A 16,292-nucleotide genomic window follows, 5' to 3' on the forward strand; every position below is an offset into this window, starting at 1 on the left:
GATGCAGATGACCTGTCCGAAGTGTCACGGCGACATGCGGGTGTACGAGCGCAGCGGCGTCACCGTGGATCAGTGCACCGAGTGCCGCGGGATCTTCCTCGACCGCGGTGAGCTGGAAAAACTCTTCGAGGCCGAGACCAATTGGAACAACCAGCAGGCCCCGGGCGCCCCGCCCCGGCCACAGCAGCCGGCCGGCCCGCCGCCCGGCGGTTACGCACCGCCGCCCCCGGCGCCGCCCGCCCCCGGTGGCTATCCTCAGCAGCCGCCCGGCTACCCGCCGCAGCCCGGGTACGGCCAGCCGCAGCCCGGCTACCAGCAGGGTGCCCCGGCCTACGGGCAGGGCGGATACGGCCACCACGGCCACTACCACAACAAGCGTAAGAAGAAGAGCTTCCTGAACGAGCTCTTCGACTAGGTCACGCCCCGCGCGCTGCCCCGCGGTCGTGGTCGCGGGGCGGCGCCGGCGTGCCTACCAGGTGCCGTCGTCGCGGATCCGCTCCGCCGGGCCGTCCCCGGTGAGCAGGCCGGTCAGCACCGCGTCGATGCCCTCGCCGAGGAACCACTCCCCGCCCTGGTCCAGCGCGAACACCCGGCCGCGGTCGTCGATCGCCAGGATCGCGTCACCCCGCGCCTCCACGCCCAGCGGAAACAGCGGCGCGCCCACCACCTCGGCCAGTTCGGCCAGCCCGTCGGCGGTGTGCGCGGCCTCCAGCGGCGCGATGGTGAACTGCCGGATCGCCCGCCGCGCCCCCGCGCCGCGGCGCCCCGAGCTGAGCGCCGGGAAATCCGTCAGCACCTCCCGGACCGCCGGGAACGGCCGGTGCCGGTGCCGGAGGCCGGCCACCCGGACCACGTCGTTGATCGCCAGATCCGCCAGCACCTCGGCCGACTCGCGGTGCATCGGCGTCCATCCCGCGTCCGCCAGCTGACCGGCCACCTCGGCCGGGAACCGCCCGCTCTGCGCGACCCGGTCCGAGTGCCCCGCCGGCCACTCCTCCGCGAACGCCAGGTCGGACCACGGCAGCAACGCGAAGTCGACCAGCGCCACCAGGCACGTCTCGCACGGCCGGGACCGCTCCCCGGCCAGCGGGTCGCCGCTCTCGCGGACGAAGAAGGACTCGAATCCCGCGGTACGCAACCAGGCGCGCGCCTCGTCCAGCGTGATCGGCGCCGCACCGGCCGCCGCCCGCACCCGATCCGCCTCGTACAGCGCGTCGGAGAGCACGAGCAGCTCGGCGTGCCGCTCGGCACCGCGCACCAGGCGGCGCGGGTCGACCGTGCCGAGCTGCCGGAGCACCAGCGGATGGTGCCGGATCTCCTGATCGCCCTTGGCGCCGCGGGCCACCAGCAGCCGACCGTCCACAGTGAGGTGCGCGGCGCTGGTCGGGCTGGGCCGGCGGCGCGCGTTGCGGCGCAGCTCCACCTCGGGATCGGCGGTGCGGCGCTGCGCGGCCAGAGCGGGCCGGTGCGCCCGGTACAGGTCGGCCACCACGTCGGCCGGCACGCCCGGATAGGTGGCGACCGCACCGGTCTCCCGGTCGATCACCGTGCGCGCCCCGTCACCCGGGATCGGCAGCACGGTCGGCGGCTGCATCGTCCACACCACGAAGCCCAGATCGAACTCGGAGACCATCGGCGTGCACGCGTACCCCCGGCGCTCCGACTCCCGGCGCGCCCACCCCGCGGCGATCTCCTCGGCCTCCGTGCGCGTGATCATCGAGCACCTCCTGACGTTCTCGCGGGGTGAAACTACCGGACAACGCGAAGCCGCGCGGCCCGGTAATGTCTGCACCCCGATCGGCGGCGGCAGGGAGGAATCACGGTGGCGGACAGGGCTGACCGCGAGGCCAACCAGGCACTGCGGGCGCGCTTCGACGACGTCTTCGGGCAGTACCAACGACTCCGGTCCGGCATGGACGACATCCAGCAGCGGCTGGCCGATCTGCAGGTCAGCGCGGAGTCGCCGGACGGGCTGGTGCGCGCCACGGTCGGCGCCCGCGGCCAGCTCCTCGACCTGACCCTGGACCGCCGGGTCTACCGCGACCTCGACCCGGAACAGCTCGGCCGCGCCATCGTGGCCACCGTGCAGCAGGCCACCGCGCGCACCACCGAGCAGGTCCAGGACCTCATGGCGGCCTACCTGCCACCCGACTCCGGCGCCCTGCGGTTCGTCCGCGACCAGGACTTCGGCTCGCTGCTGCGCCGCTCCGACGACATCATGCGCACCGCCGGCGGCGAGCGCGATGAGTGACGGCCGGCTCTACCTCGATCCCCCGGTCGTCCGGACCGGCGCCCACCAGCTGGCCGCCGCCGGCCAGGACTACCAGGCCCTGCTCGGCGGCGCCGGCCACGAGCTGGCCGAGGCGTCCCAGCGGCGGCCGTGGGGCAGGGACGACATCGGACAGTCCTTCGAGAACAACTACCGCACGATCGAACAGCAGGTGTTCCAGGCCTGGCGGCAGGTCAGCGAGTACGTGCAGGGCCTTGGCGAGGCGGCCGAGGCCAGCGTCGCCGACAACCAGGGCGCCGACCACGAGTCCGGGACGCGGGTGGCCCGGACGTACCGGGACCGCCCGTGACGGTTCTGCCCAGCCCGATCCCGCACCCGCTCGACTACTGCCCCTGGGACCTGCCCGGCTGGGCGTACGAGGCGCTCGAGTGGGTCGTCGGCTTCCAGTGGCCGGACGGCAACGAAGCGGAGACCTGGGACGTCGCCGACCGCTGGTACGCCCTGGCCCAGGCGCTGGCCGGCCCGCGCGACGAGGCCAACCAGGCGGCCGACCAGATCATCTCCGGGTACGGCGGCGCCGGCGTCACCGTGGAAGCCTTCATGGCCGCCTGGGCGAAGGTGTCCGACGACGAGAACGCCCCGCTGAACGCCCTCCTGTCGATCAGCCACGAACTCGGCAGACTCGTCGAGGAGTGCGGCTGCGACATCGAGGGCGCCAAGATTGAAGCCTGGATCGAACTCGGCATCTTCGTCATCGAGCTGATCGGCATGGCGGTCGCCGTCGCCCTGACGCTGGGCGCCGCGTCCCCCGCCGCCGCCGGACTGATCGCCGCCACCCGCATCGCCATCCAGCAGATCTTCCGGAAGCTCATCGCCCAGCTCAGCAAGAAGGCGATGAAACAGTCGCTGAAGGAGGCCGGCGAGCGCGCCGCCAAGCAGCTCACCACCAAGGCCGGCCTGCGAAACCTCGGCCGGGACGCGCTGCGGGAGGGTCTCGACGAAGCCCGCGAGGAATTCGCCACCAACGCCGGCATCCAGCTCTACCAGAACTCCACCGGACGCCGGGACGGCCTCGACTGGAACGAACTCGGCATGTCCACGGCCGCGGGCTTCGCCGGTGGCGCCGCGTCGACCGGCGCGCAGCTCGGCCGCGGCACGCACGGCAGCGGACCCGGCGACCTGCTGCGCGGGGCGGGCGGAGAGGTGCTGGGCGAACTCGGCGGGGCGGCGGTCACCGGCCAGCTCGACCTCGAAGGGCTGGCCAAGTCGGCGACCTCGGGGGCGGCCGGGTCGGCGGTGCAGTCGGCCAGGGCCGGGGTGGGGGATGCGCTGGGCGGGTTGCAGGTTCCCACCCTGGGTGCGACCGGAGCGGTTGATTCGTCGTCGGCGCCTTCCGAGGGGGCCTCGACACGCGCCGCTGGGCCGTCCACGTCGGACGTTTCTCCTTTCGGTGCATCCCCTTCGGTCTCGTCTGCTACGGCTTCCGGTCCTTCCGCCTCCGGCCCCACCGCCGCTGCCTCCGGCCCCACCGCCTTCGGCCCTACCTCCTCCGCCTCCGCTCCCTCCGCCGCGGATCTCACCGCCTCCACCCTCTCCGGCGCGGTCCCTACCGCCTCCACTCCTTCGGGCGCGGTCCCGACCGCCTCCACTCCTTCGGGCGCGGACTCCTCGCCTGGCTCCGTCCCGCCCTCGTCCGGGTCCTCCTCTTCTGCGCCTCTGCCGTCCGGGTCTGCCTCGTCCGGGGTGGTCTCCGCGGGGCCGTCCGGTGCTTCCGGGTCCATGTCGGTGCTCTCGCCGCCGGATCCGTCCACCGCCTCCCCCTCGGCGGCCGCTCCCCCCAACGCCCTCGATCCGACGACGTCGTCCGGCACGCGGGGTGATCTGAACCTGTCGGCGCTCGCACCGCCGTCCGACGCACCCGGACCGGTTCCGCCGTCCGCGGGTCCGTCCGGCGGTGTGACGTCGAGCAGTGCAGCGCCGACGGCGAGCGGGCCCGTCATGGGGCCGCTCGGCGCCGCTTCGCCCGCCGCGACACCCGCAACAGGTCCGATCCCGGCGGGCGGCGGGGGGGGGGGGGGGCCCCCCCCCCCCCCCCCCCCCCCCCCGGGCCCCCCCCCCCACGGCGTGCCCTCCCCGACCACGAGTCCTTCACCCCGGGACGCCGCGTCATCGCCGGCCACTTCCCCGACTCGTCCACCGACCGGCACAACCGCGCCCCCGCCCACCGCGCCGCTGCCCACCACCGCGCCGCCATCTCAGCCCACCACCGCGCCACCGCCCCAACCCACCACCACACCGCCGCCATCTCAGCCCACCACCGCGCCACCGCCCCGGCCCACCCCGGTGATCGCCACGAGCAGCGCAGATCTCCCAGCTGCGCCACCTGCGGCCAGATCAGACACCGACTCGGACTCCGGTACCGAGATCGCCTGGTTCGGCGAGCCACGTCCGATCGAGGCCGACGTGGTCGGTCGGCCCGGCGGCGGACCCGGCGCGGGACTCACCACCTCGCCGGCCTTCGGCAGCGGGGACTTCACGTCCGGCGTACCCGGGAATGTGCCTGCCCCGCGGGATGCGCCGGCGGACCTCGGGTTGATGGCCGCTCTGCCGCCGGGCATGGTGGCCGGGCCGGACCGATCGAACCCGGCCGAAGCGGACGCCGAGCGCCGCTATCTCCGGAACATCGCCGAGCAGCGCGCCGCGTACGGGGCGAATCGGCGTGCGGCTGCGGCCACCGAACTTCGGGACCGCGCCGCGGTCCTGGAACGGCAGGCCCGGGACGCGCGGCGGGCGGCGCGGATGGCGCGGTTCCTGCGGTTCGACCGGCATGGTGCCGCGTTCCACGAGGAGACGGCGAACCTGCTCGCGCGCAACGCCCAGGCCACCGCGGCCCGGGCCGACGGCATCGCCGGCGAAACCGTGCCGATGGATCCGGTGGCGGTCGACGCACAGCCACAGGACTGGCACCGGGTCAATGTGGACGTCGGACCGCTGGCGGCGGGACCGGTGGCGACCGGCGACCGTTCCGTGCTGACCGGCAACGACCATCCACCGGCGGTCGACCGGACCCGGCGGTACGGCGAACCGCGGGGCCTGCGACCGCCGCTCGCGCTGCACCAGCTGGACCTGGAACGGGCCGTCCCCCGCGACGGAAACGGCGCACCGGTGCGGATGGCGGACCCCCGGGCACCGTACTTCCGGCTGGTCAACGACGGCGGACCGCAGGCCGATCCGACGCGCGGGATCAACTGCCAGGACTGCGTGCTGTCGTTCTACGAGACGTACGTGCACGGCCGGCCACGGGTGTCCGCCCCCCGCACGTTCGACGGCTACCTGCACGGCGAGACCGCGTACGTGCAGGGTGGCGAACGGGTCGGCACCGAGCGCGCCGAACTGGTCACGTCAGGCCGGTTCCAGTCGCTGTGCGACAACGTCGCCGGGGAACCACCCGCGGTCGCCCAGCAGCGGGTGGACCGGGCGTTCACGGACATCGCGGCGCAGTTGACCGCCGGCGGCCCCGGATCGTTCGCGTTCATCGTGAACGCCTGGGAGGGCGGAACCGCGCACGCCTGGGCCGCGGTCAACCAGGGTGGGGAGATCCTCTTCGTCGACCCGCAGTCCGGCGCGGTGGCCGGCCCGGGAACAATCCCCACACTGTACGGACACCGCGGCGTGCCCGACCCGCACAACGTGGTGCAGGTCGACGCGCTGGTGGTCAACGGTCAGGGCGTGCCGCTGACGTTCCCGGGCCGGAACGACGGCGCCTGGCACGTCGAGCACAAGACCTTGCCTCCGCTGCCGCCGCGGCCCACACCGGTGTACGTTTCGGCCGCCTACCAGGACACACCCACGGTGCCCGACGTGCAGGCGGCCTCGATCGTGGCGGAACTGGCCTCCGCGGAACCGTTCAACGCCTTCACACCCGGCACCGCCGACGACCGGTCCCCCGCTCCGCCACCGCCCGCGGCGAACCACGCCGGTGCGCGGGCCGCGTACTTCGGCTACGCCGCACACGCGCGCCGGACCCATGAGGAGAACAGACGCGACGAGTACGCCGAGTACCTCGCCACCAACGCCGACATCTGCCGCGCCAACGCCGTACACCTGGGTGATCAGGCGAACGCGGCCCAGCGCGACGGCCTGACGCTGCGCGCCGACCGATACCGGGCCAGCGCGCGCGAAGCCAGCACCGAAGCCGAGGAACTCGCCGACCGCGCCGCCCAGGTGCGGTCCGGCGAGGTCGTCCCCGATCTGGTGCGCGTCGAGGGCCCGGCCTGGGCACGAATCAACGACGACGTCGGCCACCTGGCGGGCGGGGCCGTCGAGACCGACGACAGTTCCGCGCTGACCGGCGACGACTTCCCGCCACCGGTCGACCGCAGCCGCCGGTACGGAATCCGCGGCGGCCTGCGCCCGCCCCTCGCCGTCCACCAGTCCGATCTGGAAAACGCCATGCCGCGCGAACCCGACGGCCGCGTGCAACGCCTGGCCGACCCGCGCGTGGGCCGGTGGTTCGGTCTCGCCAACGACGGCGGCCCCGAGGCCGACCCGACCCGCGGCATCAACTGCGTGGACGGCGTGCTGGCACTCTTCGACACGTACGTGCACGGCCGCCCCCGCGTGTCCGCGCCGCGCACCTTCGACTCGTACGCCCACGGCGACCCCACCCGCCCACTCGGCGCCGAGGAAGGCGGGCTGACCCGCATCCAGGACACCGTCCGAGGCGAGTTCCAGGGCATGTGCCCGTACGTCGGCGGGCTGGACCCGCACCAGGCCCAGCAGGCCGTCGACACCGCCCTGACCAACCTCAGCAACCACCTGCACAACATCGGACACGGCGCGTTCGCGTTCATCGTCACCGACTCCGAAGGCGGCAGCGCCCACGCCTGGGCGGCCGTCAACCACCACGGCACCATCCTGTTCCTGGACCCGCAGACCAGGCGCATCTCGGAAAACCTGCCGCTGTACCGCCACCAGGGCACGCCCGCCGACGGAAACGTGGTGTCGATGGACGCGATGGTGGTGGACGGTCGCGGAGAATGGTCGTCGATCCCATACCACGAGGCCGGCCTGTGGAGCCGCACCGCGCTGGAGCCGACCGGAGCCGAGCCCGAGCCACCGGAGAAGACGCCGGCTCAGCGGGAAGAGGAGCGACTGCTCCAGTCCCTCACATCCGCCGACCGGACCGCCCTCGAACAGGCCCACACCGAGGCGGAAACGGTGGCGGCCCGGGTTTCGCGCGACATGCATGAGGTCGCGGCACTGCTGGATCACCCAGAGGGGGAGATCCAGCCGCGGGTCGAGGACGAACAGTACCGAGTCAAGAGCCTGCCATCATTGGCCCGCAAGTTCCTCGAACGCCAGGCCACCGGCGCAATGTCGCTGGATCGCTTCATCGAAGACGTGAATGATCGCGTGAGGTTCACGATAGAGACAGGGGAGAAGCAGTACGGTCACACCGTCCGGAATGCGCTCTCCCTGTTCAGGGAGCGCGGCTACTCGGTCGAACAGGTGCTCAGTTTCTGGGGCGATGGACGCGGCCGTCACAACGGCCTGAATGTCACTCTCATCGACCCTCAGGGATACCGGCTGGAGCTGCAGTTCCCCACAACCGCCTCCCGCGCCGTCGGCAAACTCACGCACTCCCTGTATGAGGATGTGCGTCTGGAGACCGCATCTGCGGAAACCCGCATCGAGGCTTTCCTGCGAATTCTGGCTCTCAACAAGCGATACGGTATGTCTGGCCGCCAGCCAACTGACCTAGGCGAAATTCCGGGACTTGTCTCCGTTGACACGTCGTTCCCTAGATGGGCGCTCGGCAAGGGCGCGTATCCCTGGGCCCAGTATCGCGACAACCTGCACCGCAACAACACACCGTTCAGCGATACCCTGCAGTCCTTCGGCCTCACACCATCCGACATACCGGGATACGAAAGGCTGGGCGTTCCGCATGAGCCTCCCCAGAGTGGCGTACCGCGCCTTCAAGGCGAAGGGCTCGAACGAGACCACGAGCCTGATCGCCTACACGGCGCCGCTCCGGGAACCGCTCCAAGCGGTGATGTGGCACGCAGCCCGGAAGGAGTGGATGTACGCTCCGGGACTGGCGGCACGCCCGCTGTTCGACGACACGTACCCGGACCCGTCGACGGAGGTCGATCAGGCGACGGCGGTACGCCTGGCGCGGGAGCACCTGCAGACGGAACTGCCGAGCGAGGAGACAATTCTGGCGATGTACGAGGAGGGCGCCCGGAACGGCTGGACGTACGGCCCACCCCAGGCGTAGCACCCGGCGTCAAGTCCGCCGACCTGGCCGAGTTGGCGTCGGCGCAACAATCCGTCCTCACGGACGTCGCTCCACACTCCGCGGAGTTCGCTGACATCATCGTGCGGCTCCTCGTCGACCACGTCACTAACAACCACGCGCTGAACGTCACTTCCACACTCTTGAACCCAAGTCAGCGGACGCGCACGGTGGAACTACTCGTCGAGCTAGCGCAAATCCGGGCGGTCGGGCCTTACGGCGGTGTGCTCCAAGCGTTCCTGGAGGCGAATCCGGGGGCCGGCGCTCTCTTCGATCCCGTAGAGCCTGGTATCAATGTCGATGCCGCTGGTCGCTCCCGGAAGCAGACCTACGTCGAGGCGGGGAAGCTCAGTGATCCATCCCGCAACGCCGGGCCAGACACCTCCGTGGCGAACCTGGCGCGACTTGAGGAATACGCCCAGCGGCTCAACCGCAGAGTGCTACCTGCCGTGCTGGTAGAGCTGGACTTGCTGGCTCGCGCAGCTGCCGAACTCTGCGGTGAAGTGCAGCAGTCGGCGCGCGCGAAGCGGGCTCCAGAAATCCTGAACAAGGTGCAGCGCATGGTTTCCGGCGCGCGTGGCCGACCCCGTCCCAACTACCGCGCCGGCGATGTGATTGACGCCGTAGGTGGGCGCCTGACGGTCAAGGACATGCAATCGCTTGAGCAGGCGCTTGGTGTGGTGAAGCGCATACTCGGCGTGGGCGACGGCGGCCGGATCCTTGAGGTGGAGAACATGTACGCCGAGCCGAAGGCCACCGCGCCGGACTACCGCGTCGTTCCGCTCGTCGTAGGCATCGAAGTTGATGGACAGCCGTATACGTACGAGCTACAGCTGACCACACATCGGGCATCTGTCGCGGCTGACTTGGAGCACAATACAATCTTCAAATCGTACGTCGGGCTGACCGAGGCCGAGCAACTGCTGGTGAAGTTCGCGATGCGGGAGGCTGCGGCATTGGACCAGCTCGAAACACGGCAGGGGGTCGACCGTGGGTGAACCCGACGCCGAACGCAACGTCTACGTTTTCGAGATAGGCGAGGCTTTCGACGACATGCGGCCCGCATTCTGGATCAATGCTAGTGCTTACCAGAATTCAGCCAGTGCCCTAGTCGCTGTCGAGACCGCGGAAGCGGTGATGGCGCGTACCGGCGTTCTCTTTGGGATCGAGGTTCGCTCTGGACCGGGCGCGCACGCGGTCGCTGCGCTACCGACATGGGACGAGTTCTACAGGCGACACTTCATCGACGGTGTACCGCTTCCGGCCCGCGCCCAACCGTCGACGTTCGACGTGCCGCATTCCTGGCAGGCCATGCACGCGGAGATGATTCAGGCTCATGAGGCGTTGCAGGTGGAACTGGAACGCGACTTGAACACCGCGCTTCCTGGTAAGCGCACGTACGTGGAGTCTCGCACAGGACCCACCCGGTACTCCGCCGGCTCCGTGAGGCTTCAGGAAGAGTTGTACGGCTTTACCGTCGAACTGGCCGTCGCGATAGGAGACGACGACCTCGACTCGGCTTTCGAGCGGCTCTTGGCCCGCCTAGCGGCATCCGCATGGCATTTCGCGCCGGGATCTCAGGCTCTTATCCGCCGTGGGCGGCGCGACCTCTTCCAAATTTCGCTGCGGGTGAACGGGACTTTCATCCGCTTAATCGCGTACTCGCCGCTCTATCGGGCCTCGGACGAGCCAGCAGGTGAGTGGGCCATAGAGGAACGTCCTACTGTGGTTTGACACGGCTGTAACGGCACGTCTACCACACCGAAGCTCTGAACAACGGGTTACGTAGGTCTCGTGCGCTTGGGCTAGGCCACCACGACCGTAAGCGTGCCACCGGTCGATGCTTCGGATGGGGCATCGGTGCAGCTAGACGATGGCCATGTCGACGAAGCGCGAAAGATGCAACTGCGCCGCCACCGTCACCGTGTCGGTGGGACCGTTTCGATGCTTGGCCACGATGAAGTCCGCTTCGCCGGCGCGCGGGGACTCCTTGTCGTAGTAGTCGTCGCGGTGGAGCAGGATGACCACGTCAGCGTCCTGTTCGATGGAGCCGGATTCGCGCAGGTCGGACAGTTGGGGTCGCTTGTCGGTGCGCTGTTCGGGGCCGCGGTTCAGCTGGCTCACCGCGATCACCGGGCACTCGACTTCCTTGGCCAGCAGTTTGAGGCCTCGGGACAGGTCGGCGACTTCCTGCTGGCGGCTTTCGGTGCGTTTCGGCGATGTCATCAGCTGGAGGTAGTCGACGACGATGAGCTTGAGGTCGTGGCGTTGTTTGAGGCGGCGGGCCTTGGCTCGAATCTCCATCAGGTTCATGCTCGGTGTGTCGTCGACGAAGATCGGCGCCTCGCTGATTTCACCCATGCGGCGGGCGAGTTTGGTCCAGTCGTCGTCGGACAGTTGCCCGGAGCGCAGGATGTGCAGCGGCACGCGTGCTTCCGCGGACAGCAGGCGCATGACAATTTCGATCTTGCTCATTTCGAGGGAGAAGATGGCGCTGGCGCAGTTAGCTCGGATAGCGGCGTTTCGGGCGAAGTCCATACTGGCCGTCGACTTTCCGAGACCGGGGCGGCCGGCCACAATGATCAACTGTCCAGGGTGGAGGCCGTTGAGCAACCGGTCCAGATCGGAGAATCCGGTCGGTACGCCGGTCATCATGCCCTGCGTGGCGCCGACCGCTTCGATCTCGTCGAGGGTGGGCTGGAGCATGTCGGCGAGCACCGCGAAGTCCTCGTTGACGCGCCGCTCGGTGACGTCGTAGACCGCCTGCTGGGCCAGGTCGACGATGTCGTCCACGTCGCGGCCGCCGTGGCCGCCGGTGCCGTACCCCAGTTGGACGATCTTGGTGCCCGCCTCCACGAGCCGGCGCAGCACGGCGCGCTCGGACACGATCCGCGCGTAGTAGGAGGCGTTGGCGGCGGTGGGCACGCTCTCGATGAGCGTGTGCAGGTAGGGCACGCCGCCGATGCGTTGCAGGTCGCCGGAGTCGGAGAGGGCGGCCGCGACCGTGACGCCGTCGGCGGGTTCGCCGCGGCCGTACAGATCGAGGATGGTGTCGAAGACGGTCGCGTGGACGGGCCGGTAGAAGTCGTGAGACTTCAAGATCTCCACGACGTCGGCGATCGCGTCCTTGGACAGCAGCATGCCGCCCAGGACGCTCTGCTCGGCGGCGATGTCCTGTGGCGGCGCCTTGTCGAACTGGTTGTCGTGTGGCGATCCGCCGCCGGGCGGTCCGCCGCCCGGCGGGCGTCCGGCACCGGGTGGGGGCGGTGGCCGGGACTCCGCCCGTGCGTCGTCGGTGATTGACACCCGGGACTCCCTCCACTCGCCGTTCCGTGCTGACGTGATCAAACAACCTGGGTACGACATCTTCGGGCGCCCACCGCCAGACCTACGGGTGACACGCCCGGAATCTGGCACGTTGCAAACGGGTGTGCGGTCGTGATCAGGCGCGGCGGGTGCACGGGTCGGGTGGGAGGCTGGCCAACCATACGAAGTGCCACGTCAAACACCTAGCGGGGCGGTGGACGAGCCTCGGGACAACCTGTGGACAGGCCCGGGTGAGCCTGTGGGCAGCCCTGTGCACAGCCTGTGTACAACGCCTGGGGACGCACGGACCGTCGCGGGTCCGACCTGCGCTTTCGCCGTCCCCACGGTGTGGAGGAAAGAAAGTTCGGCGTGGCGGACAAGAAAAAGTCTGCGGGGTGACGAAGCCGTCGCTTCAGGGCGTTGCGGTTCGGTCGTGCAGCGGTCACGCTTTTCTGGTGGACCAACGGGAGTGGGACTACGGGTCCCGCCTGCCGCGCGATAACCGCGCGCCCGAAGATTGGTCTGCCACTTCTAGCCCGGAAAGTCCCGAAAAGTCCGGCTCTTGGGGCACCGGCTCCGTAGCCGACACCGGCAGCCTGCAGCCGATCCCCGAGGCCGTCGAGTGGGCCGAGCGCGCCGAGGCCTGGGCGCAGCGTCCCGCGAACGGCGACGGACAGGTCGAGGTCAGCCGTTGGTCGTCGGTGGAGCCCACCGGCCGCCCGAACTTCCCCGCCGAGGGCGTGGGCTGGCGCACCGAGACCGCCGAGTGGCGCGCCACCGAGCAGACCGCCCGCTGGCGGCAGACCACGGAATGGCGGTCGGCGTCCGGTACGCACGGCTGGCGGTCCACCACCGAGGCGTGGCACACCGGAGCCGGCGCGGAAAATCTGCTTCCGCCGAGCGACCCGCCGGCCCGCCAGCAGCTGGCCATCTCGGGCACCGCCTGGCCCACGCCGGGCTCCGAGGCGGGCACGGACGCGCTGCCCGGCGAGATCCGGGAGAGCGGCCCAGCGTGGCAGCCGGCCGACGGCACGGCCGGCCAGGGCGGTGCCACCGGCGGCGCGACCTGGCAGCGGTTCACCGACGGCACCCCGCCGTGGGAGGCGACCAACGGCACCCCACCCTGGGAAGCCACCAACGGCACCCCACCCTGGGAGGCCACCAACGGCACCGCTCCCTGGGAGTCCAGGAACGGGACCGCGGCACCCCCGTGGGAGACCGGCGGCGGCACCGCGGCCCGGCCCTGGGAGAACGGCAACGGCAACGGCACCGCGCCGCCGCGGAGCGAGACCACCGCACCCCCGTGGGAACCGGGCAACAGCACTCAGGCGAGACCATGGGAGACGGAAACCGGCACCACCGGACGGCCGTGGGAGACCGGCAACGGCACCCCGGCACCTCCGTGGCAGGCCGGCAACGGCACCCCCGCACCTCCGTGGCAGGCCGGCAACGGCACCCCGGCACCCCCGTGGGAGACCGGCAACGGCACCCGCGGTGGCGCCTCCGACGGCCGACCGGCCTGGCAGCAGTTCACCGCACCGGCGGACGGCCCGACCCCCGGCGGAACCGCGGCGGCCCCGAGCCCGTGGACGACCGGCGCCGTGCCGGACCGTCCGGAGTCGTCCTGGCAGCAGCTCGTCGACCCGACCCGGTCACGCTCCGAGCCGGCACCACCGGAGACCGGCCCCCGGCGCACGGAGCGGCCCGGATGGCAGGCGTTCACCGAACCGGACGACGGCCGGCACCTGGTCCGTGAGGACGACCGCGCGCGCTGGCGCCGCGACACGGCCACCGGCCCGGGGGAGGGGACCCGCCAGGTCGGCCGCCGCCGGGCCGCGGAGCCGGGCAGCCGGACCAGCGGGGGTACGGGCTGGTCGACCCGTTCCGACACGGACAACTGGGCCGGGCACACCGACACCGGCAGCATCCAGATGTTCGACGACGGCGGCGCCCGGACCGAGGCGCCGAATTGGCGGGACGCCCCCCGGGAGGACGACGGACGCCGGGCGGACCGGGCCCCGCGTTCCGGTGGCGACTGGCGTACCCGGACCGATGGCTGGCGTGCCGAGCCGGACTCCGGCAGCTGGAGCCGCGGCGACGAGCCGCAGACCGACAGCTGGCGGCAGTCCTCGCCCGCCGCGGGCTGGGCCGGCGACCGGGAAGCGCCGGGCTGGCTGCGCGACGAGCGCGAGGCGTCGGACGCCCCGGGCGAGGCAACCGGCCGGCGGGCGCGGCGCCGCGAGATCGAACCACCGGCCGATCCGTGGGCGCAGACCGCCTCGGACACCGGCGTCATCCCGATGGCCTGGCAGCAGCCGGAGACCGACACCGGGAGCTGGCGCACCGACACCGGCACCGGCTTCACCCGCCCGACGAACCCGAACCGGCGGCGGGACGACGCGGACCCCCGTAACGGGCGGCGCCGCGACGACACCGAGACGCGCGGCGGGCGGCGGCGGGCCGCGCCGGAGGACGAAGCGGCCTGGCGCCGGGATTCCGAAGCCGGCAGCGTCCGGGGCAACTGGCCGGCCGAGGAGGATGCGCGCCGCAACCGGTGGGCCGACGAGGGGCCAGGCGGCGGTCCGCTGGCCATCGAGGGTCCCGGCCGGGACGATCCGCCGCGCCGCGGGCGCTGGGCCGAGGACGAGGACGACCGCCGCGGTACGCCGCGCGCGGCCGGATGGTCCGGGGACGACCAGCGGCCCGGACGCTGGGACGCCGAACCGCGCGAGATCGAGCCGCCGCGGCCGGCCTGGTCCGGAGACGACCAGCGGCCCGGACGCTGGGACGCCGAACCGCGCGAGATCGAGCCGCCGCGGTCGGCCTGGTCCGGCCCGGCCGGGTCCGACGACTGGCGCCGTGATCTGCGTGACGGTCCGGCGCCGGGTGACGCGGTCACCGAGGTGCGTCCGCCGGTCGACCCGGAGACGTGGCGGCGCCCGGACGCCGGCCCGCCCGCGCGGGGCACCGCCCGGTACCGCACCGCCGGGACCGACGACTGGCGCCGTGAGCTCGCCGCGGAGAGCAGTGACCTGGCCGACGGCGAGTCGCGGCGGTTCGGTACCCAGGAGTTCGTGCCGTTCCGGCCGTCCGGCAGTGCCGCGGTGCCGACGTCGGCACCGGTCGCGGAGCCGCCGGCCGACCGACCGGTCAACGGGTCCCGTCAGGAGCTGCTGGTCGGGAACCCGGACGCCGGCCGGACGGCGGAGCCGCCGGAGGGCCAGTGGCCGCCGCGGCAGCCGACCGGCTACCAGAGCCCCGCGCCCGGCGGCGCGTACGAGCGCCGGCCGGTCGGCACCAACCTGACCGACGCACCCGGCCGGCCGAGCAACCTGCTCGAGCCGGACGATGACGACGACCTCGAGGAGGACACCGGCGGCCCGTTGGCCGCGGTGGGCTACACCGTCATGTGGTACGGCGTCCCGGTCGTCCTCGTCGTGCTCTACATGCTCGTGCTGAACGGCAGCCAGCAGGCCCGCGCCCTGGACACGCTCGGCGGCGCGGCCCCCGAGTTCGGCCTGTCGTTGCTGCTCAGCGTGGTGGTGGCGGTCGGGCTGCGGTGGGCCAGCGGCACCTGGAAGGCGGCGAGCGTGGGTCTCGCGGCGGCGGTCGTGGGCGGCGGCCTGGCCACCGTGCTGTCGTCGGCGATCACCGGCAACTCGCTGAGCTGAGCTGACCCGCCGAGCTCCGGCTCCGGGAACGACGAAGCGCGCCGGTCCGGAGACCGACGCGCTTCGAGGTGGTGCGGAGACTACTTGGCGGCCACCACGTTCACCGGGAACGTGGCGGTCACCTCCGGGTGCAGCTTGACCTGGACGTTGTACGTGCCGGTCGTCTTGATCGGACCGGCCAGCTCGAGCCGCCGGCGGTCCAGCGCCGGACCACCCGCGGCCTTGACCGCATCGGTGATCTCGGCCGGGGTGATCGAGCCGAACAGGCGGCCGCCGGTGCCGGAGCGCGCCGACAGCGTCACCTTGAGGCCGGAGAGCTGCTGCTTGACCTCGTTGGCCTGGCCCAGGTCGCGGATCTCGCGGGCCGAGCGGGCCCGCTTGATGACCGTGACCTGCTTCTCGGCGCCCTTGCTCCACTGGATCGCGAAGCCCTGCGGCAGCAGGTAGTTGCGGCCGTAGCCGTTCTTGACCTCGACGATGTCGCCGGGGGTGCCGAGGCCCGACACCTCCTGAGTGAGGATGATCTTCATATCGGTGCCTCCCCTCAGCGCGCCGTGGCCGTGTACGGCAGAAGCGCCATCTCGCGGGCGTTCTTGACCGCGCGGGCGATCTGCCGCTGCTGCTGCGAGGTCACGCCGGTGACCCGCCGGGCGCGGATCTTGCCCCGGTCGCTGATGAACTTCCGCAGCAGCGCGGTGTCCTTGTAGTCGATGTAGGTGATCCCGTCCTTGTCGAGCGGGTTCACCTTCTTCTTCGGCTTGCGCAGTGCCGCAGCCTTGGCCAT

The 16,292-nt window shown here is 71.6% G+C and carries 10 protein-coding genes; 6 read left to right on the forward strand and 4 right to left on the reverse strand.

From position 1 onward, the window contains the following. The first annotated feature begins 1 nt into the window (after position 1). A complete protein-coding gene (locus tag LDL48_RS07420) occupies positions 2 to 415 on the forward strand; it encodes a TFIIB-type zinc ribbon-containing protein (RefSeq protein WP_225254273.1) in 414 nt (137 codons plus the stop codon). A gap of 54 nt (positions 416 to 469) precedes the next feature. On the opposite strand, the gene LDL48_RS07425 is transcribed toward LDL48_RS07420, so the two are convergent. After that, positions 470 to 1,717: an SUKH-3 domain-containing protein gene (locus LDL48_RS07425; RefSeq protein ID WP_225254274.1), complete on the reverse strand. Its 1,248-nt coding sequence runs from the start codon at positions 1,715 to 1,717 to the stop codon at positions 470 to 472. A 105-nt stretch (positions 1,718 to 1,822) separates the two neighbouring features. Here LDL48_RS07425 and LDL48_RS07430 point away from each other — a divergent pair, with 105 nt between their 5' ends. From LDL48_RS07430 to LDL48_RS07445, 4 genes are read left to right on the forward strand one after another with little or no spacing between them, the layout of a single operon-like run. Beyond that, the gene (locus LDL48_RS07430; RefSeq protein WP_225254275.1) at positions 1,823 to 2,251 is read left to right on the forward strand and encodes a YbaB/EbfC family nucleoid-associated protein; all 429 of its coding nucleotides are present in this window, start codon (positions 1,823 to 1,825) and stop codon (positions 2,249 to 2,251) included. Continuing rightward, a complete protein-coding gene (locus tag LDL48_RS07435; protein ID WP_225254276.1) occupies positions 2,244 to 2,579 on the forward strand; it encodes a hypothetical protein in 336 nt (111 codons plus the stop codon). The genes LDL48_RS07430 and LDL48_RS07435 overlap by 8 nt, the downstream gene beginning before the upstream one ends. Further along, the gene (locus LDL48_RS07440; RefSeq protein ID WP_225254277.1) at positions 2,576 to 9,529 is read left to right on the forward strand and encodes a toxin glutamine deamidase domain-containing protein; all 6,954 of its coding nucleotides are present in this window, start codon (positions 2,576 to 2,578) and stop codon (positions 9,527 to 9,529) included. The genes LDL48_RS07435 and LDL48_RS07440 overlap by 4 nt, the downstream gene beginning before the upstream one ends. Then, positions 9,522 to 10,265, forward strand: a complete 744-nt coding sequence (locus tag LDL48_RS07445) for a hypothetical protein (RefSeq protein ID WP_225254278.1) — start codon at positions 9,522 to 9,524, stop codon at positions 10,263 to 10,265. The genes LDL48_RS07440 and LDL48_RS07445 overlap by 8 nt, the downstream gene beginning before the upstream one ends. A 132-nt stretch (positions 10,266 to 10,397) precedes the next feature. Here LDL48_RS07445 and dnaB read toward each other — a convergent pair whose 3' ends face one another. Further along, positions 10,398 to 11,837 carry a replicative DNA helicase gene (gene dnaB, locus LDL48_RS07450; protein WP_225254484.1) on the reverse strand — a complete coding sequence of 480 codons (1,440 nt, stop codon included), beginning with the start codon at positions 11,835 to 11,837 and terminating at the stop codon, positions 10,398 to 10,400. Positions 11,838 to 12,292: 455 nt separating this feature from the next. Here dnaB and LDL48_RS07455 point away from each other — a divergent pair, with 455 nt between their 5' ends. After that, positions 12,293 to 15,508 carry a hypothetical protein gene (locus tag LDL48_RS07455; RefSeq protein ID WP_225254279.1) on the forward strand — a complete coding sequence of 1,072 codons (3,216 nt, stop codon included), beginning with the start codon at positions 12,293 to 12,295 and terminating at the stop codon, positions 15,506 to 15,508. An 80-nt stretch (positions 15,509 to 15,588) separates the two neighbouring features. On the opposite strand, the gene rplI is transcribed toward LDL48_RS07455, so the two are convergent. Together rplI and rpsR are read right to left on the reverse strand one after the other, a co-directional pair. After that, positions 15,589 to 16,038 carry a 50S ribosomal protein L9 gene (gene rplI / locus LDL48_RS07460; protein WP_225254280.1) on the reverse strand — a complete coding sequence of 150 codons (450 nt, stop codon included), beginning with the start codon at positions 16,036 to 16,038 and terminating at the stop codon, positions 15,589 to 15,591. Positions 16,039 to 16,052: 14 nt separating this feature from the next. Next, entirely contained in the window at positions 16,053 to 16,292 is a 240-nt protein-coding gene (gene rpsR / locus LDL48_RS07465) for a 30S ribosomal protein S18 (RefSeq protein WP_007073789.1), read from the reverse strand.

This window comes from Jidongwangia harbinensis (genome assembly GCF_020216025.1).
Lineage (GTDB): Bacteria > Actinomycetota > Actinomycetes > Mycobacteriales > Micromonosporaceae > Actinoplanes > Actinoplanes harbinensis.